This is a genomic window from Mesorhizobium sp. M3A.F.Ca.ET.080.04.2.1 (assembly GCF_003952525.1).
In the GTDB taxonomy this organism is placed as follows: Bacteria; Pseudomonadota; Alphaproteobacteria; order Rhizobiales; family Rhizobiaceae; genus Mesorhizobium.
Genome location: NZ_CP034451.1, coordinates 4,964,492 through 4,982,061, shown reverse-complemented (window position 1 = coordinate 4,982,061; position 17,570 = coordinate 4,964,492). Strand labels below are relative to the sequence as shown.

At 63.9% G+C, this 17,570-nt stretch carries 16 protein-coding genes; 11 read left to right on the top strand and 5 right to left on the bottom strand.

Going from position 1 to position 17,570, the window contains the following annotated elements:
* The first annotated feature begins 107 nt into the window (after positions 1-107).
* The 5 genes from EJ074_RS23750 to EJ074_RS23730 all read left to right on the top strand — a co-directional run bounded on the left by EJ074_RS23750 (position 108) and on the right by EJ074_RS23730 (position 5,210).
* Positions 108-542 (top strand): DsrE family protein, encoded by a 435-nt coding sequence (locus EJ074_RS23750; protein ID WP_095809354.1) that lies wholly within the window; start codon positions 108-110, stop codon positions 540-542.
* A 72-nt stretch (positions 543-614) separates the two neighbouring features.
* Positions 615-1,388 (top strand): SDR family oxidoreductase, encoded by a 774-nt coding sequence (locus tag EJ074_RS23745; protein ID WP_095809365.1) that lies wholly within the window; start codon positions 615-617, stop codon positions 1,386-1,388.
* Between the two features lie 48 nt (positions 1,389-1,436).
* Positions 1,437-1,745: a putative quinol monooxygenase gene (locus EJ074_RS23740; protein ID WP_095809353.1), complete on the top strand. Its 309-nt coding sequence runs from the start codon at positions 1,437-1,439 to the stop codon at positions 1,743-1,745.
* Positions 1,746-1,812: 67 nt separating this feature from the next.
* Positions 1,813-2,916, top strand: a complete 1,104-nt coding sequence (locus EJ074_RS23735; protein ID WP_129553829.1) for an AbrB family transcriptional regulator — start codon at positions 1,813-1,815, stop codon at positions 2,914-2,916.
* 182 nt (positions 2,917-3,098) lie between these two features.
* Entirely contained in the window at positions 3,099-5,210 is a 2,112-nt protein-coding gene (locus tag EJ074_RS23730; protein ID WP_095809351.1) for a TonB-dependent siderophore receptor, read from the top strand.
* 18 nt (positions 5,211-5,228) lie between these two features.
* On the opposite strand, the gene EJ074_RS23725 is transcribed toward EJ074_RS23730, so the two are convergent.
* The 3 genes from EJ074_RS23725 to EJ074_RS23715 form a co-directional block, all read right to left on the bottom strand.
* A complete protein-coding gene (locus tag EJ074_RS23725; RefSeq protein WP_095809350.1) occupies positions 5,229-6,299 on the bottom strand; it encodes a siderophore-interacting protein in 1,071 nt (356 codons plus the stop codon).
* Between the two features lie 218 nt (positions 6,300-6,517).
* A complete protein-coding gene (locus EJ074_RS23720; protein ID WP_095809349.1) occupies positions 6,518-7,294 on the bottom strand; it encodes an esterase family protein in 777 nt (258 codons plus the stop codon).
* Positions 7,295-7,297: 3 nt separating this feature from the next.
* Positions 7,298-8,464, bottom strand: coding sequence for an ATP-grasp domain-containing protein (locus tag EJ074_RS23715; protein ID WP_095809348.1), 1,167 nt, complete (start codon positions 8,462-8,464; stop codon positions 7,298-7,300).
* A gap of 395 nt (positions 8,465-8,859) precedes the next feature.
* Here EJ074_RS23715 and leuA point away from each other — a divergent pair, with 395 nt between their 5' ends.
* The 4 genes from leuA to EJ074_RS23690 all read left to right on the top strand — a co-directional run bounded on the left by leuA (position 8,860) and on the right by EJ074_RS23690 (position 14,179).
* A complete protein-coding gene (gene leuA, locus EJ074_RS23705; protein WP_095809346.1) occupies positions 8,860-10,599 on the top strand; it encodes a 2-isopropylmalate synthase in 1,740 nt (579 codons plus the stop codon).
* Between the two features lie 191 nt (positions 10,600-10,790).
* Entirely contained in the window at positions 10,791-12,575 is a 1,785-nt protein-coding gene (locus EJ074_RS23700; protein ID WP_095809345.1) for a hypothetical protein, read from the top strand.
* Between the two features lie 114 nt (positions 12,576-12,689).
* Positions 12,690-13,493: an alpha/beta fold hydrolase gene (locus EJ074_RS23695; protein ID WP_095809344.1), complete on the top strand. Its 804-nt coding sequence runs from the start codon at positions 12,690-12,692 to the stop codon at positions 13,491-13,493.
* Between the two features lie 71 nt (positions 13,494-13,564).
* Entirely contained in the window at positions 13,565-14,179 is a 615-nt protein-coding gene (locus EJ074_RS23690; RefSeq protein WP_095809343.1) for a hypothetical protein, read from the top strand.
* On the opposite strand, the gene EJ074_RS23685 is transcribed toward EJ074_RS23690, so the two are convergent.
* Positions 14,169-15,104, bottom strand: coding sequence for a metallophosphoesterase (locus tag EJ074_RS23685; RefSeq protein ID WP_095809342.1), 936 nt, complete (start codon positions 15,102-15,104; stop codon positions 14,169-14,171). The genes EJ074_RS23690 and EJ074_RS23685 overlap by 11 nt on opposite strands.
* 68 nt (positions 15,105-15,172) lie before the next feature.
* Between EJ074_RS23685 and EJ074_RS23680 the strand changes: the two genes are divergently transcribed.
* Entirely contained in the window at positions 15,173-15,676 is a 504-nt protein-coding gene (locus EJ074_RS23680) for an NUDIX domain-containing protein (RefSeq protein ID WP_095809341.1), read from the top strand.
* Position 15,677: 1 nt separating this feature from the next.
* Here EJ074_RS23680 and EJ074_RS23675 read toward each other — a convergent pair whose 3' ends face one another.
* On the bottom strand, positions 15,678-16,664 hold the full coding sequence (locus EJ074_RS23675) for a glutathione S-transferase family protein (RefSeq protein ID WP_129553828.1): 987 nt from the start codon (positions 16,662-16,664) through the stop codon (positions 15,678-15,680).
* A 291-nt stretch (positions 16,665-16,955) separates the two neighbouring features.
* On the opposite strand from EJ074_RS23675, the gene EJ074_RS23670 reads away from it, so the two are divergent.
* Positions 16,956-17,561, top strand: coding sequence for an N-acetyltransferase (locus EJ074_RS23670; protein ID WP_095809364.1), 606 nt, complete (start codon positions 16,956-16,958; stop codon positions 17,559-17,561).
* Positions 17,562-17,570 lie beyond the last annotated feature (9 nt).

Sequence of the window (17,570 nt, the reverse complement as noted above, 5' to 3'; positions counted from 1 at the left end):
CCAGGAGAAGTGTGTAACGGATTCCGCCCGCAATTGCGCAAGAACATACGGTTGGCGAAGCTGGGGCCACGCAGGACTGCGAGAGCCGGCCGATCGAGGAGGATGCGATGCTGCGCCGTGATATTTTCCGCGCCGGCCTGGCCGGAACAGCAAGCCTATTCGGCCTGCGCCGGGCAAGTGCCGCCACGGGCGAGGAACGGCTGAAGGTCGCCTACCACCTCAGCGACGTCGACAAGGTCAATTTCGTGCTCGGCAACATCAAGAACCACTACGAGGGCACCGGCGGCAATGTCGACGTCGTGCTGGTGGTGCATGGCCCGGCGCTCGCGGCCTTCAAGGCGAAAAGCGCGTCCGGCGCGACGTCCAGCCGGTTTGCCGGCCTCGTCCAGCAGGGGCTCACGCCGCAGGCCTGCGGCAACACCATGGACGGCATGAACCTCACGCTCGCCGACCTGCTGGCCGGCTTTCACGTGGCCGACAAGGGCGGCGTGGTCAAACTCGCCGAACTGCAGCGCCAGGGCTATGTCTATCTCCGGCCTTGAGCAACAGCGAGCTTGAACGCCGGGTCGGCAATGGCCTACGAAAGGGCGGGATATTTCGGAGGCCAGACCATCATGACGACACTTGTCATTCCCGACCTGGCCGGCAAGGTGGTGCTGGTCACCGGCGCGTCGACCGGCATCGGCGCTGCACTTGCCCATGCCTATGCCCGGCAGAAATGCCGCGTGGCGCTCCACTACAATTCGAGCCGCGACGCCGCCGAAAGGCTCGCCAATACCATCCGTGACGATGGCGGCGAGGTGTTTCTCACCCAGGGCGACTTTTCGCTGCCGTCCGATGTCGAGCGTGTGGTGGAGGAAAGTGCCGGACATTTCGGCCGGCTCGACGGGCTGGTCAACAATGCCGGCGGCATGCTCGGCCGCGTTGCCTATGCCGACCAGGACGAGGCGCACTACGACGCGGTAATGGACCTCAACGCCCGCTCGGTGCTGACCGCTTCCCGAAAAGCCATCCCGTGGCTGAAGCGCCAGGGCGGCTTCATCATCAACACCACTTCGATAGCCGCCCGCAACGGCGCCGGCGGCGGCGCCGGCCTTTACGGCTCATCCAAGGCCTTCGTCTCCAATGTGACCCGCGGCTTGGCCAAGGAGTTGATCGGCTTCGGCATCCGCGTCAATGCGGTCGCCCCCGGCACCATCCTCACGCCCTTCCATGAACGCTATTCGACCGCGGATCAGGTCAAGGCCATGGTCGCCACCATCCCACAGGGCCGCGCTGGAACGGCCGAGGATTGCGTCGGCGCCTATTTGTTCCTGTCGTCCGAGCTGCTGAGCGGCTACATCATCGGCCAGGTGATCGAGGTCAATGGCGGCCAGTTGATGCCGTGAGCCGCCGACTGCATACTCGCATGGCGCGCAACCTGGAGGGAGTGAGGAATGTACGGACTGATCGGCAAGATGCGGGCGGCGCGCGGCCAGCGCGACGCGGTCATGGACGTGCTGCGCGAAAGCACCGCCGCGCTCCCTGGCTGCCTCAGCTACATCATCGCCACCGACCCGGTCGACGCCGATGCGATCTGGGTGACCGAGGTGTGGACCGACCAGGCGAGCCACAAGGCCTCGCTGCAATTGCCGCAAGTCCAGGCAGCGATCGCCAAGGCGAAGCCCTTCATCGCCGGCTTCGAGTTCCAGGTCGAGACGCAGCCGGTGGGCGGCTTCGGCCTGCCCGCCGATAAGTCTGGCTGACCTGCGAAGCATATTTTCGCCGGAGAAACGGGTTCGCATTTTCCCGCGATCGGTCTAAGAGCGCGATATGGACTCCTCGCCAGAGCAGCCGCCTCTCGACAAACAGCCCATTGAACGCATGGCGCGCATGCGCTCGCCACAGCAGTGGCTGGCGCTGCTGGCGGTCTCGCTGCTGTTCGCCGCTGCGCTGGAACTCGCAGCACTGCCAGCGGCGCTGCTCATTGGCCCGATGCTGGCGGCGATCCTCGCCGGCACCAATGGCGCCACCGTGCGCGTGCCGCGCCTGCTCTTCGGCTCCGCGCAGGCCGTGGTGGGTTGCCTAGTCGCCGCTTCGATCTCGGCCGACATCTTCCCGGTCTTCTATGCCGAATGGCCGCTTTTTCTCGGTGCTGTCACGGCCACGCTCGCGGCTTCCAGCCTGCTCGGCTGGCTGATCAGCCGCTGGCGCATTTTGCCGGGCACCACGGCAGTCTGGGGCTCCTCGCCGGGTGCCGCCACCGCCATGGTGCTGATGGCGGGCGCCTTCGGTGCCGACCAGCGACTCGTCGCCTTCATGCAGTATCTGCGCGTCATCTGCGTCTCGATGACGGCTGCGCTTGTCGCGAAGATGTGGGTCGACACATCCGGCGTCGAAGTGCCGCCGATCATCTGGTTTCCGCCGATCGAACCGCTGCCGTTCGCCGCCACCATCGCCATCGCAATCGTCGGCGGTCTTGCGGGAAAACTCTGCCGGCTGCCCTCGCCATTTTTTCTCGGCACCTTCATCTTCGGCGCGGTAGTCCATCTCGGCCTCGGCGTGCCGATGCAACTGCCGCCCTGGCTGCTGGCCATCAGCTACGCCATGGTCGGCTGGTCGATCGGATTGAACTTCACGCGGCCGATCCTGCGCCACGCGATGCGGGCACTGCCGCAGATCGTCGGCTCGATCGTGGTGCTGATCGCCTTCTGCGGCGGCCTTGCCTTCCTCATCAGTCACCTGACCGGCGTCGATCCGCTGACCGCCTATCTGGCGACCAGCCCCGGCGGCATGGACAGCGTCGCCATCATTGCCGCCGCGGCGCAGAACGTCGACATCTCCTTCGTCATGGCGCTGCAGTCAGCCCGCTTCCTGATCGTGCTGCTGCTTGGGCCGAGCATGGCCCGCCTGATCGCCAGAAGCGTTAGGGAATAGCGCCCGTCGAATCCCGACGCCGCTAAACAGCTTCCGAACAATCGCCCTCCGACGCGCCCGACCAAAGTGCTTTGGCGGCAGTACGGGCCGATATCTCAACAGGCGCAAAAAATACTTGACTCTTATACTCATATTTGAGAGCGCGGGATCGCAATCAAGCATGGGACAGTGGAGACGAGTTGATGCGCAAACGGCCGACGACATGGCGCCAGGAAATAGCAGTGCTGGCCGGAGCCGCCGTGCTTAGCCAGGCGTTACCGGCCGCAGCGCAGGACAGCGCCGACGCCACGGTGCTCGGCAACATCGACGTCACCGCCGAGAGCGATGATATCCTCGTGCAGGACGGTTATGTCGCCAAGAAGGACCGCATCGGCACCAAGATTGATACGCCGATCGCCAAGATCCCGCAGGCGGTTTCGGTCGTCACTCAGAAGCAGATCGAGGATCAGAAGCCGCGCACGCTGAACGATGCGCTGGGCTACACGGCGAGCGCCAATCCCAACAGCTTCGGCTTCGACACCCGCTACGACGCCTTCTTCCTGCGCGGCTTCCAGGCCTTCTACAACGGCATGTTCCGTGACGGGCTGCGCCAGTACAACGGACCTTCGGCCTGGTTCAAGACCGAGCCCTACGGCATCGAGGGCGTGACCATTCTCAAGGGCCCTGCGTCCTCGCTCTATGGCATCAGCGGGCCCGGCGGCATCGTCAATGTCGTCACCAAGCGCCCCAAGGACGAGCCGTTCCACGAGATCGAATTGCTGGCCGGCGAGCACAACCGCTTTCAGGCTGCACTCGATGCCTCCGGCCCGGTGAACGGCGACGGCAGCCTGCTTTACCGCTTCACCAGCCTCGGCCGCCTGAGCGAGACAGACCTGCCTGCCTATCCCGACGACAAGCTCTATCTGGCGCCGGCCTTCACCTTCAAGCCGGACGAGGACACCAAGCTCACCATTCTCGGCGAATATTCGAAGTCCGTCACCGGCGGCACCGCGGCCTTCTACAATTCGGCCTATGGCGTGCTGTCGAATGTCTATGAAGGCGATCCTGCCTGGAACGATTTCAGCCAAGACCAGGGCCGCCTCGGCTATGAGTTCGAGCACCGCTTCAACGACGTGCTGACGGTACGGCAGAACCTGCGCTACGACGCCGTCGACAGCGACATCGAGTATAGCGGCCACTATTCGATCGGGGCCAACCAGCCGCTGCAGCGCTACTGGGGCCACTATACCGAGAAGATGAAGAACTTCGTCGTCGACAACATGGCGCAGTTCGAGTTCGACACTGGGCCGATCAGGCACACCGCGATCGCCGGCCTCGACTATGCGTGGTCGAACTATGACGCCGGCAGCGGCGTGTCCTTCGTCTCCGTCGAAGACATCGAATCCGCGCCGGTTCCCTACTATGGCGGCCAGCGGATGAACCAGCTCGGCACCTATCTGCACGACCAGATGGAGTGGAACGACTTCACCCTGTTCGCCAGCGGCCGCTACGACTGGGTGGACACCACTTCCACTGCTGCCGATTCCAGCCAGTCGAGGCAGAAGGACAGCGCCTTTTCCGGCCGGGTCGGCCTCTCCTACCAGACCGAATGGGGCATCACGCCCTACGTGAACTACTCGACCTCGTTCTCGCCCAACATCGGCTTCGTCTATGACGACATCAACAGCGACGTCAGCCACGTCGCCCGGCCGACCATTGCGACGCAGAAGGAGATCGGCGTCAAATACGAGATACCGGACCGCAATGCCACGGTCAGCGCTGCCCTGTTCGACATCCACCAGCAGGACGGCGTCGTCTTCGATGCCTCGACCGGCATCAACAAGCAGCGTCAGCTTGACCTCAACTCGCGCGGTTTCGAGCTGGAGGGAAATGCCTCCCTCGCCAACGGCTTCAGCTTCATCGCCTCCTACACCTATCTGCGCATGAAGATCGAGCGTGGCGCGGAAGGCACGGTCGGCAAGGAGCTCTCGGCAACGCCGAACCATATCCTGTCGCTCTGGGGCCACTACCAGTTCGAGAACGGCGCGCTGGGGGGACTGGGCCTTGGCACCGGCCTGCGCTTCGCCGGCGCCAGTTACGGCGACGACACCAACACTTTCAAGAACGACGCGCGCGCCTTCGTCGATGCCTCGCTGTCCTACGATTTCGGCTATCGCAATGCCAAGCTGGAAGGCGTGAAACTTCAGGTCAACGCCAAGAACCTGTTCGACAACCAGCAGACGATCTGCTCCGCAGGCTATTGCTACCGCGACGAAGGCCGCTCGCTGTTCGGGAGCCTGCGCTACCGCTTCTGATCTGGTGGGGGGCGGCGACTACTCCTCGCCGCCCTCTGCGCCCTGCGCACCCCGGCGCCAATAGGCGGTGGCCAGATGCCGCTCGCGCGGCAGGCCCCATTCCTTGCGCAGGATTTTTCGGATCTCGCGGAAGTCGGAAAACTCGCACCCGGCCCAAACATAGAAATCTCCGGCCGAAGGCCCGCGCTCGCGCAGCGCGGCCGGCAAGAGACCGGCCGTGCCGGCCTCTTGGCCCTGCCGGTAGAGCCAGTTGACGGCGATGTTGTCGTCTTCCGTAAGCGCAATCCGGTCCTCCGGACCATCGACCTCGACAAGGACCTCGGCGCGGATCGACGGCGGAATTTCCTCCAGGATTCTGCCAATGGCCGGCAGCGCCGTGTCATCGCCGAGGAGAAGCAGATTTTGCGCCTCCGGGACGCCGCCGCCGCCGGGACCGATCATGCCGACGACGTCGCCGGCCCGCGCGCTCAGCGCGAAATCCGCCGCCGGCGTTTCGGTGCCTGGATGCAGCACAAAATCGATGTCGAGCCAACCGCCGGCGACGTCCAGCGCCCGGATCGTGTAGACCCGGACCGTGAGCGCGTCCTCGCCCGAAGGCCACACCATCATCCCGTCGACGCCCATCAACGGCCACACCGGCTGTCGACCGGCGGGCGGCAGCAGGAGCCTCACATGCAGCCCGCCATGGGCGAAACGGCCGAGATCGCGGCCCGCGAAGCGCACGCGCTGCATGTGCGGCGACAGCCGCGTCGAGGATTGCACGCTGATCTCGCGGAAGAAGACGGGTGTGCCGGCATGGCTGCCGTCACCCTGCCAGCGCAGGCCGTTCGTCGTCCCCAACTGCCCGGCTATGTGACCAGCAACGATCATCTTCATATAGGCCAAGCAGGTCTCGTCCTGGGCGGCGACCCGGATCAGCATGCCCCCCTCCTCGGCAGCGGCATGCAGCGAGCCGTAATGCATACGGAGCGCCCACTGATCCGCGTGGCCGATTTCGATTTCGCAGACGCTGTGCTCGGCGCGCAGCCTGTCCATGACCGCCTGGATCCCGTCGTTTCGGATATGGGTTTGCGCGCTGAGCTGAACCATCGCCAGGCCTTTCGACAAAGGTGGAGGCGATCGGCCCTCAGGCCGATGCCATCGTCCCGGCGGGCATGCCACAGCGTCTGCGATGTTTCCACAAAAAGATGACAGGAACAGTCATATTTTTAGATCAATATCGGCGGATGACCGGCACGACGGCTTCAGTTGCAGAAGGCGATCCGATCGGCGCCCAGCGAAAAGGTCATGTCACCGACGCCTTGGCATCAGTCCAATCGCTTCATCAGGTCGTCATCCAGCCAGCGGCCGAAGAAATAGACGAGTTGCTTGTGCCACCATGGCCAGTCATGGCTGACGTCGCCGCCCCAATAATCCACCCAGGCCGGAATGGACTTGTCGCGCAGCACCTGCTCCAGCTCGCGCGTTTCGACCAGCATGCGCTCCTCCCACGCGCCCTGCCCGCAACAGAAGATCAGTCGTAGGGCGCGCAGCCGCCCGAGCAGCTTCTGGTCGACGATGCCGGGCAGATAGTCGAGCGGCGAGTTGAAGTAGACATTGCCCTCGAGCATCCGCCCGAAGAAGTCGCGGGTCGAATAGACGCCTGACAATGAGATCACGCCGCTCGCCAGCTCCGGGAAGCGGAAGACGAAATTCGACGAGTGGTAACCGCCCATCGAGCAGCCGCAGAACAGCGGCTTCAGCGTGCGCCCGCCATTGGCCTTGGCGGCAACCGCCGAAAGTTCCGGCAGCGCCTCCTCGCGCACATAGCGGAAATACGCCTCGTGGCGCGCGATGCGATGGGTCGCATCACCATGCTTGTCGAAGAAGGATTCCGAATCGATCCCGTCGAGTGTGAACAGCTGGATGCGGCCAGTGTCGATGAATTCGCTGAGCGCGCCGACGCCGCCCGAATCCTCGAACTGGTAGAAGCGCCCCTGCGAGGTCGGGAACACCACCACCGGCCGTCCGGCATGGCCGTAGCGCTTGTATTCCATGTCTCGGCCAAGGTTGCGGGCATGTCCCTTATGGTAGGAGACGTCCATCGCTCATGCCTTTTCCGCGTGGATATAGTCGACCGCCTGGCGCAGCGCCTTCGGGTCCTTCGAACGCATCTGGTAGGCGTAGTTGCCCATGGCGCGGCTGAAAACCTCTTCGATGGCCTGGTGGTGGACGATCTTGTCGCCGTGGGCGGCTAGCACGTCCTCATGGCTGTGCAAATAGTCGACATGCCGTTTGCGGCTGGCATAGGCGGTGAAATACTTGCCCTTGTAGGGACCGCCGGCAGCGTTCTTGACCACCATCTCGGCCCATGCCGCATAGACGTCGATGTCGAAGGTGTAGTTGATTGCGTCGGTCATCCAGGCCCCGGGCGGGCGCATGTTGACCTCCAGCGCGATGATGCGCTTGTCGCTGGTCTCGAACAGCTCGATGTGGAAGAAGCGCTCGCGCACGTCGAACGCCTTGAGGATCTTTCGGCCTGCCTGCTCCACCGCCGGCGTGATCTCGGGGAAGCAGGTGTAGCTCATATGGCGGTCGCGGTTGACCACCTCCATGACGCTCTGGTCGTAGCGGTGGCTGGCCGCCAGCACCACCTCGCCGTCGCGGTTGACCAGCCCGTCGAAGGTCACCACCAGGCCCTCGATGAACTGCTCCATGACGAAGCTGACCCCCTCGGGCTTGTCCTTGAAGAACTGGTCTAGTTCTTTTGCGTTGGAGATCTTGAACGTGTTCGAGGCGCCGGAACCTGAATCCGGCTTCACCACCACCGGATAGCCAACCCGCCGGATGAAGGTCATGGCGCCGGCACGGTCGGAGCATTTGCGCTGCGGAATGGTCTCGACGCCGCTCTTGCGAAAGAACGCGCGCATGCGGCTCTTGCGCTTCAGGTTTTTCACGAAATCGAGCTTGGTGCCGAAGACGTTGAAGTCGGTGCGGATGTTGGCCTCGAGTTCCAGCCAATGCTCGTTGAGGGACTCGAAGCGATCGATACGGCCCCACTTGTGGATGAAATGTCCCATCGCCCGGAACACCGTGTCGTAGTCCTCCATGTCCGCCACGCGGTAATACTCGGAAAGCGCCGCCTTGAGCTTGCCGCTCAGCGTTTCATAAGGAGCATCGCCAATACCGAGCACGGTGGCGCCGGCCTTCTTCAGCCGGTCGCAGAAATCGGCGCCGTTGGCCGGAAAATGCGGCGAGAAGAACACGAAATTCATGCACGACCTCCTCCGGGCCACGATGGACCGCGTCGGGCAAGTGTGGCGTATTTGCCTGATGCGGGGAAGAGCCCGCGATCCGTTCGGCAGGGCGGCACTTGCCTCCGGAAAGCCGCTCCTGTAAGAGACCGCCATGGCTACGCGTACCCGCTTCGTCGCTTCCTCTCGCACCGGCTTTGCCGGCGAGACCGTGCGCGCGCTCGCTTCGACCCTGCTTCTTCTCGGCCTTATCGGCGATCGCCGGGCTCGCTGAAGGAGCGCCCGGCGGTCGATGCCCGCCGCTAGAGGCGCACGCTCCTTGGCAAAGTCACATCAAGCGAACGAAATTCTGGTAGAGGCGACGCTCGCCACCAACCCGCCCAAGGCGGGCATGCGAGCCGTCCGGAGAAACGACGATGAACGCAAGAGAAGAAATTCGCGCCGGCGAGGCTGAAAGCGAGAAGCGCACGGCCGGCCACATGCCGGAGGCAGCCCGTAAATACCAACCCTACCCCACCGTCGGCCTCACCGACCGGACCTGGCCGGCCAAGGTCATCGAAAAGGCGCCGATCTGGTGCTCGGTCGACCTGCGCGATGGCAACCAGGCACTGATCGACCCGATGGGCCACGAGCGCAAGGCGCGTATGTTCGCGCTGCTGCTCGACATGGGCTTCAAGGAGATCGAGATCGGCTTTCCCTCGGCTTCGCAGACCGACTTCGATTTCGCCCGCTGGTGCATCGAGGAAGGTGGCGTGCCCCGGGACGTATCGCTGCAGGTGCTGGTGCAGTGCCGGCCCGAGCTGATCACGCGCACCTTCGAGGCGCTGAAGGGCGCGCATCGGCCGATCGTGCATTTCTACAACTCGACCAGCGAGTTGCAGCGCCGCGTCGTCTTCGAGAAGGACGTGCCCGGCATCAAGCGGATCGCCACCGACGCCGCCAAGATGATCACCGACATGGCGGCCAAGGCGGGCGGCGGCTACCGCTTCGAATATTCGCCGGAAAGCTTCACCGGGACCGAGCTCGAGGTCGCGCTGGAGATCTGCAACGCCGTCACCGAGATCGTGAAGCCGACGGCGGAGAACAAGCTGATCATCAACCTGCCCTCGACCGTCGAGATGTCGACGCCCAACGTCTATGCCGATCGCATCGAATGGATGTGCCGCAACCTCGACAATCGCGAGAACCTGATCATCTCACTGCACCCGCACAACGACCGCGGCACCGGCGTCGCCACCACCGAGCTTGGCCTGATGGCAGGCGCCGACCGTGTCGAGGGAACGCTGTTCGGCAATGGCGAGCGCACCGGCAATGTCGACATCGTCACCCTGGCGCTCAACATGTACACGCAGGGCGTCGATCCCGAGCTCGACTGCTCCGACATCAACCGGATGAAGGACGTCTACGAATATTCGAACCAGTTGAAGATTCCGGAGCGCCATCCCTATGTCGGCGAGCTCGTCTATACCGCTTTCTCCGGCTCGCACCAGGACGCCATCAACAAGGGCATGAAGGCGCTGCGCAAGGCCAACACACCGGTCTGGGAAGTGCCTTATCTGCCGATCGACCCGGCCGATGTCGGCCGCACCTATGAGGCGATCATCCGCATCAACTCGCAATCCGGCAAGGGCGGCATCGCCTATGTGCTGCATGCCGATTACGGCCTCAACCTGCCGCGCAACCTGCAGATCGAGTTCAGCCAGGACATCCAGGCGATCACCGACGCGGAAGGCAAGGAGGTTCCGGGCAAGCGCATCCATGACCGTTTCCTCGAGACCTATGTCGATCAGCCCGGCGCGCGGCTGAAATTCCTCGATCACCAGACCTATCCCGATACCGAGGTCAAAGGCCGGCGCGTGGTCGAGGCGGTCATCCTCGACAACGGCAGGGAAGTGACTATCACCGGGACCGGAACTGGCCCGATCGATGGCTTCATCGACGCGCTGTCGCGTCATATCGGCATCGAGATGTCGGTTCTCGACTATTCCGAGCATTCGCTCCAGCGCGGCTCCAATGCCTCGGCCATCTCCTATGTCGAGATGGAACATCCGGCCGGCAAGCTGTTCGGCGCCGGGATAAACACCAACATCGTCGCCGCCTCGCTGGAGGCGGTGGTTTCGGCCGCCAACCGCATCCTCGAGCGCAAGGCCGGCTGATCATTCAAGCCCTTGGGCGCGGCGCGTTCGCGAGAGCGCGCCGGCTCTCGGAACAGATGCCCGCCACTTCGTTAACCGAGCGGGAACTTTCCCGTGGCTTACGCGATCGCATAATACAAGCATTCTTGTGTGCCGGCCCGGGCCCTATATGATCGCGCCCTAACCTGTGCCGACTTCGGAAGGATCGACACTTGGAGCCTGCCACGCCTGCCGCCCCCGCAGTGCGCGAGACATTGGAGCGACTGCTTGCCAGCGAAACGTTCGGACGGTCCGAGCGCGCGCGCCGGCTGTTACGCTACCTGGTCGAGCGCGAGCAGGCCGGCGAAGGCGACAGGCTCAAGGGCCTCTCCATCGCCATGGATGTCTTCGGCAAGGATCGGGATTTCGATCCTGCGACCGATGCCGTGGTCAGGGTCCAGGCCGGGCGGCTGCGCGAGCTGTTGGCGCATTATTTCGACAACGAGGGCGTTGCCGAGCCGGTGCGCATCGCCATCCCTCGCGGCGGCTATGTCCCTTCCTATGAGCTGAATGGCATCCGCCTGCCGGCCGAAGCCGAGCATGCCAAGCCCGGCAAGAGCGCCTCGCCGCCAACCGACGTTGTAGAGCCCGCGCCGGACCGGTTCGAGACCTTGGCGGCAGCGGACGCCGCGCCGCTGATGACCACCACTGCCGCGCCGTCGCTGACGCGCCAATTGCGATTCTTCTGGGCCGCCATGGTTCTCGTCATCGCCATGCTGGGTTTGCTCATCTTTCGTCAGGGCGGCCACATCTTCGCCGGCGGCAGCGACAAGGTCGTGCCGGTCCAGACTGCCGGCACGCCGACCGCCCCTGCCTCAGCCGCCTTTGACGGCTTGCCGCTCATCTACATAGCCCTCAGAGCCGAGGGCCCGGAAGCAGCCCGTGTCGCCCTTTCGCTGCGCGCCGGACTTGCCGGCTTCGACACGATCGACTTCATCGGACGTGACGCCGACGCAAGCCGCGATGAAACGGCTGATCCGATCAGCTTCGTTTTCGAAGTCACGCCCGGACCTGACAGCGGCGACGTGACTGTGGAACTGCAAAGCGTTGCGACCGGACGCGTTCTCCTGTCGCGCAACCTGACCCCGGCCGAAAACGCGCCTTCAGCGGTCGAAGGCAGCATCGCCGGCCTTCTGACGTCGACCATTCCCGCCTCCGGCCTGATCTACAGCTACATCGACCAGAGCGGAGTCCAGACCAGCCAGATCCAATGCCTGGTGCTCGACGATCGTTATTATCTCGACCAGAGCGCCAAGAGCCACGAAGCGGCCTATCGTTGCCTGGAGAAGCTCGTCAGCCAGAGCACCAAGTCGTCGCTCGTCTATTCGGAGCTGGCTTCCCTGCATTTGGAGGCCGTCACCGATCACTACGCCTACCCGCCCGTAACGTCGATCGAGCAGGCAATGTCGTTTGCCCATCGCGCCATCCAGATGGGACCGATGAGCCCGCATGCCCATCGCGCCTACGGCTACATCAATTCTCGCCTCGGCAATACCGACGAGGCGATCCGCTGGATGCGCAAGGCCTATGAACTCAATCCATACGATCTCGGCATGGCCGCTGCCTATGGCTACGGCCTCATCTTCGCCGGCAAGTACCAGGAAGGCACACCGATCCTCGGCCATGCCGTCGACGCCTTCAGCGGCCATCCGACCTGGTGGGACTACGGTCTTTTTATCGGCGCCTTTATGCAGGGCGACATGAAAAGGGCCGCGATTGCCAGCGAGTCGCTCAGAACGACGGCATCGAAGTCGCATTATCTGGCCGCACGCCTGATCGGCGCCAAGATTTCCGGCCGTGACAAGCTCGCAAGCGAGCTCGTCAACGAACTCACCGCCGAATTCCCTAAATTTGCCGCCGATCCCCGAGCGACCTTCGCCGACAGGAAGTATCCCGCCGACCTGATTGACCGGCTGGTGCAATCCTTGCGTGCCGCAGGGCTCGGCAACCCGAGCTGACGGTCACGACAGACCAGCAATCGCGAAGATTTTACTGGCTAACGATCCGGCCAGGGAGCATCCAGCCACGGTCAGGCAATTGCTCCTCGTTTTGCTCCCCAGCCAACTCCGTCCATGCCACTCTACCCTCATGCCGCCGAATGCGGCGTTGGCCCGAAAACGATCGTCTTCCTGCACGGTTTCGGTGGCTGTCATGAGATCTGGCGCGCGGTGATCGCCGCACTGCTGCCGGCCGTCAGGGTGCTGGCCTATGACATGCCGGGGCACGGGCTTTCCCTGGATTGTCAGGCAACGGGCGGCGCCAAACAGGCTGCACTGACCATCCTTGCGGATCTGGCAGACCGCCGTCTGGGAAAAGTGCACCTTGTCGGCCATTCCATGGGCGGAGCCATCGCGACGTTGATGGCGCTTGCCGAGCCCGAAAAAGTGGCCTCGCTGACGCTTCTGGCGCCTGGCGGTTTCGGTCGGGAGATCAACGCGCCGTTGCTGCGCCGCTATGCTGCGGCGGTCGACGCGGACAATATCCGCGCCTGCCTTGCCGCCATGTCCGGACCGCAGAGCGTGCCTCCTGCCGAGACGCTGGACGTGCTGTGCCGGATGCGCGGGCGACGAGGTCAGTCGCGGAGCCTTGTCGAGACGGCGGCGATGATGACCAGGGATGGCCGCCAAGGTATGATCCCGCGGGAACGGCTGGAAAGGCTCGACATGCCGGTCATCGTGGTATGGGGAACCGAGGATCCGCTTCTGCCCGTCTGCCAGGCCGATAGCCTGCCGGCGCATTTCCATCTGCATCACGTGCTGGATGCCGGCCACATGCTGGTCGAGGAAGCGCCTGACTTGATTGCTGAGGTCGTTCGCCGCAACACAAGACGCCGCGGCAGGCGTGTGAGGCCGGCATTCGGCGCGGCCGCCAGCTGACCAGCCGTCCTGCCGTGCATTTTGTCGTAGGCTGTGTTAACTCGCTGTTAACCAACAGCGAGGCAGTCGCCATGGACAGCGGCGAAAAAATCACCCCCATCGAACCGTCGCGAAAGCTGGCGGACGCGATCCGCGACGTCAAGAATGCCTTTGCCGACCGCGACGACGTGGTGGTCGACATGCGTGAGGCGCATCGCATGCGGCTCGATCTGATCGCCGGAGAGCTCGCGCCGGTCTTCGCCGAGGTGCCGGCGGACATCGACAATTTCGACTTCACCGTTTCGTCCGGCCTGCAGCCGCGGCTATGGATCGATGCCGTGAGCCATGTCGCCATGGGGCGCGACCGCCGCACCTACCGGTTCCTCAGGGACACGCGCATCGGCCGCGTGGTGCTGGCCGAATCCACCGACATGAAGTCGGTAGCCGATGCCGTGACGCGCTACGTGGCCGAGCGCGTTGTCGAGCGGCAGCGGATGATGGAAGGCGTGTCACAAAGCGCCGCGCCTGGCCTGCATCGCGCGGCGGTCCTGGAAGCCGAACCGCCGCTCCAATCCGAGACCCGGCGAAACGGCTGGACGACCTTCTTCGCGGGCCTTGGCCTGATTGCCGCCGGCGCGCTGGTCGGCCTGGCGGTTTCGCTCGTGCTGTTCTGGGACCGCATTGCCCAGATGAAGGTCAGCTTCTGACCAGCTGACGAACCGTTTCGGCCGGCACGGCAAGGTCCAACGTCTGCAGGTCCGAGGGCGGCAATGCCGGCCCGGTCAGGCCGCGACGTGTCAGCCGGATGTCCCAACGGCCCGGTTCGCCGTCGATTTCGAACAAATTGTACTGCGCCGCCGGATGCTTGCCGCCGGGCGCCTGGCCGGCGGCGGCGACGCCGACCACCGGGACCTTGGCGCCACGAGTCCCAACGGTGAACAGCGTCGGCAGATGCGAATGTCCATGCAGGACAAGCTCGGCGCCGTGCCCTCGAATGATCTTGTTGAACCGCGCAATGCCGAACAGGCGCTTGTGCTGCGAGACCGCGCCACGCACCGGCGGATGATGGATCATGATGGCTCGGAAAAGCCCTTGTTTAGACGTGTTGTCGAGGATCTTGCCGAGCCGGTCTGCCTGACCCTCCATGAAGAAGCCATTGGCCATGAAGGGAGCCGTGGCGCGCGCCGTCGTGACGCCGATCAGCGCGACATTGCCGCGCACGCGCAGATAGGGAAAGGAATTGCGGTCGACCGGACTGTTGACCCCGTCTCCCGTCATCCACGCCGCCCATGAACGGCATACCTTGTCGAACGCGCCCGGCACATAGGCGTCGTGGTTGCCGGGCACCACGGACACGTCGTTCGGCGAGCCGAGCGTCTCCAGCCAGTGCTTTGCCATCTCGATCTCGCCGTCGAGGGCGAGGTTGACGAGATCGCCGGTCACGGCGAGGTGGTCGGGCGCATTGGCCTTGATGTCGGCGACGATCGAGTCGATGACCGCGTCGTGCATATGGCGACGGCGGTTGCGTTGCCAGTTGACGTAGCCCAGCACGCGCTTGGACGCGAGGTCGCGATAGGTTACATCGGGCAGCGGCCCCAGATGGACATCGGAAATATGCGCGAGCCTGAACATAGCTCATTCTTAAGCGACCCCGCTCGGCCTTTCTACTCACCGTTTCCTGCCAGCTTGCGGTTTCGTGGATGACCGGCGCTACGGATCCAGAAGAAGCGTTCCGCCAGACCGGCTGGCCGGGGTTGAGAGCGAAGCTGTTCCACCTCTATTTTCTGTTGCGGCGTCCGATGACGCTTGGCGTGCGCGGCCTGGTCTTTGACCGGGGCTCGAACGCGATCTTCCTCATCCGCCACACCTATGTTCCGGGCTGGCAATTGCCGGGCGGCGGCGTCGAGGTTGGCGAGACGCTTCTTCAAGCGCTGGCGCGCGAACTGGCCGAGGAAGGCAACATCGCGCTCACCGCGCCGCCGGTCCTGAAGTCGATGCATTTCAACCGGCGCGCCAGCCGGCGCGATCATGTCGCCCTTTATCTGATCGAGACCTTCAGTCAGACCGCACCGAAGCGCCCTGACCGTGAGATTGCCGAAGCCGGCTTCTTCCGGCTCGACCGCTTGCCCGAAGGCACGACGCCCGCAACCCTGCGGCGAGTTGCCGAGATATTCGGTGGGGAAAAGGCCTCGGCCTACTGGTAGTTCACGCCGCCTTCCTGAACCTGCCGCGGTCGTGCGGCGCGGCATAGTCCAGCTCGGGCCCCAAGGGAATGATCCCCGTCGGGTTGATCGATTTGTGGCTGCCGTAATAATGCGACTTGATGTGGTGCAGGTTGACCGTGGCTGAGACGCCCCGCACTTGATAAAGGTCGCGCAGATAGTTCGACAGGTTCGGATAGTCGGCGATGCGGCGCAGATTGCATTTGAAGTGGCCGACATAGACCGGATCGAACCGGACCAGGGTCGTGAACAGCCGCCAGTCGGCCTCGGTGAGGCGATCGCCGACCAGATAGCGCTGTTTTGACAGCCGCTCTTCCACCATGTCGAGAGCGCCGAACAACTCGCCGAACGCCTCCTCATAGGCTTCCTGCGTTGTGGCGAAGCCGGTGCGATAGACGCCGTTGTTGATAGCCGGATAGACCAGCGCATTGATCCTGTCGATCTCGGAACGCAGCGCCTTCGGGTAGAAGTCGCGGCTCGCGTCTCCCCAATCGTCGAACGCGGAATTGAGCATCCGGATGATCTCGGAGGACTCGTTGCTGACGATTGTCTCCTGGCTTTTGTCCCAGAGCACCGGCACCGTCACCCGGCCCGAATAGGCTGGATTGGCCTTGACGTAGATCTGGTGGAGGTAGTCGAGCCCGTAGAGCGTATCGCCGGTGGCACCGTCCTCGGCTTTGAAGGTCCAGCCGTTCTCGCCCATGAAATGATGCACGACAGAGACGGAAATGATGCCTTCCAGCTTCTTCAAGGCGCGGAAGATCAGCGTGCGGTGCGCCCATGGACAGGCAAGCGAGACATAAAGGTGGTAGCGGCCAGGCTCGGCCTTGAAGCCCTGCTTGCGACCCTCCGCCGGCGCGCCGTCGCGCGTCACCCAATCGCGCCATTGCGCTTCCGCACGCACGAACCTGCCGCCACTGTCGACGCTCGGCGCCCGATCCGTCCACTTGCCTTCGACCAGCAATCCCATGCGGAATCTCCTCGTGCGTTTCATCAGTATTTAGGCCTATTGCGGGGTTGTCGAAGCCCACAGACGCTGAACAGTTCGTCAAACGACCAACCAGACCGTCAAGCGGCGGCAGAAAGGTCGAAAGCGCCAATTGCGGAGGCAGGAAATTGATGGTAGCGGAGGCGCCCATGTTCGACTTTGCCTCCATCCGGTTCGACCGACGACGAAAGGGCGCCCGCGCTTGATGAAGCGCTGACTGGCGAACGCTGCCGCTTGCAGCAACCTTTCCTCGCATACCGGAACGCAAAGACCATGAGCCTTGCCGACGTGAAATACCTGCCGGAAACCCCGGCGCATGATCCTCAAATCGAAGACATCAACGAGGAGGCCTTCGGCCCCGGCCGTTTCGTGCTCGCCGCCTACAAGATCCGCGAGTCCGGTGGGCATGACCGGTCGATGTCCTTTGTCGCCGTCGACGGCGACACGGTGGTCGCCTCGGTGCGCATGACGCGCGTTGCCGCCGGCGCCGGGCGCGCCATGATGCTCGGCCCGCTCGCCGTTCGTCCCGCCTTCAAGAATCTCGGCATCGGTCGCAAGCTTGTCGCGATCGCGGTCGAAGCGGCGGCGAAGGCGGGCGCGCCGGCGGTGATGCTGGTCGGCGACGAGCCCTATTATGGTCCGCTCGGCTTCAAGCGGTTTCCACGTGGCCAGGTCACCATGCCGCGTCCGGTCGATCTCGACAGACTGCTCCACCATGAGATCAAGCCGGGCGCGGTGGCCCGCTTTGCCGGAGAGGTCTGCCATGCGGACACGGCGCGAGTTGCGGACCTGGCGCCGGCTGCGGGCCGGACATCGGTCAATCCGCAGGCCTCGATCGATCCGGTCATTCAGATTGCGTCCCAGCAGCGCGCCTCGTAGCATGACGCG

Coding starts and splice junctions, on each gene's coding strand:
- EJ074_RS23750 (WP_095809354.1), top strand. CDS start 108: ATGCTGCGCCGTGATATTTTCCGCGCCGGCCTGGCCGGAACAGCAAGC.
- EJ074_RS23745 (WP_095809365.1), top strand. CDS start 615: ATGACGACACTTGTCATTCCCGACCTGGCCGGCAAGGTGGTGCTGGTC.
- EJ074_RS23740 (WP_095809353.1), top strand. CDS start 1,437: ATGTACGGACTGATCGGCAAGATGCGGGCGGCGCGCGGCCAGCGCGAC.
- EJ074_RS23735 (WP_129553829.1), top strand. CDS start 1,813: ATGGACTCCTCGCCAGAGCAGCCGCCTCTCGACAAACAGCCCATTGAA.
- EJ074_RS23730 (WP_095809351.1), top strand. CDS start 3,099: ATGCGCAAACGGCCGACGACATGGCGCCAGGAAATAGCAGTGCTGGCC.
- EJ074_RS23725 (WP_095809350.1), bottom strand. CDS start 6,299: ATGGTTCAGCTCAGCGCGCAAACCCATATCCGAAACGACGGGATCCAG.
- EJ074_RS23720 (WP_095809349.1), bottom strand. CDS start 7,294: ATGGACGTCTCCTACCATAAGGGACATGCCCGCAACCTTGGCCGAGAC.
- EJ074_RS23715 (WP_095809348.1), bottom strand. CDS start 8,464: ATGAATTTCGTGTTCTTCTCGCCGCATTTTCCGGCCAACGGCGCCGAT.
- leuA (WP_095809346.1), top strand. CDS start 8,860: ATGAACGCAAGAGAAGAAATTCGCGCCGGCGAGGCTGAAAGCGAGAAG.
- EJ074_RS23695 (WP_095809344.1), top strand. CDS start 12,690: ATGCCACTCTACCCTCATGCCGCCGAATGCGGCGTTGGCCCGAAAACG.
- EJ074_RS23690 (WP_095809343.1), top strand. CDS start 13,565: ATGGACAGCGGCGAAAAAATCACCCCCATCGAACCGTCGCGAAAGCTG.
- EJ074_RS23685 (WP_095809342.1), bottom strand. CDS start 15,104: ATGTTCAGGCTCGCGCATATTTCCGATGTCCATCTGGGGCCGCTGCCC.
- EJ074_RS23680 (WP_095809341.1), top strand. CDS start 15,173: ATGACCGGCGCTACGGATCCAGAAGAAGCGTTCCGCCAGACCGGCTGG.
- EJ074_RS23675 (WP_129553828.1), bottom strand. CDS start 16,664: ATGGGATTGCTGGTCGAAGGCAAGTGGACGGATCGGGCGCCGAGCGTC.
- EJ074_RS23670 (WP_095809364.1), top strand. CDS start 16,956: ATGAGCCTTGCCGACGTGAAATACCTGCCGGAAACCCCGGCGCATGAT.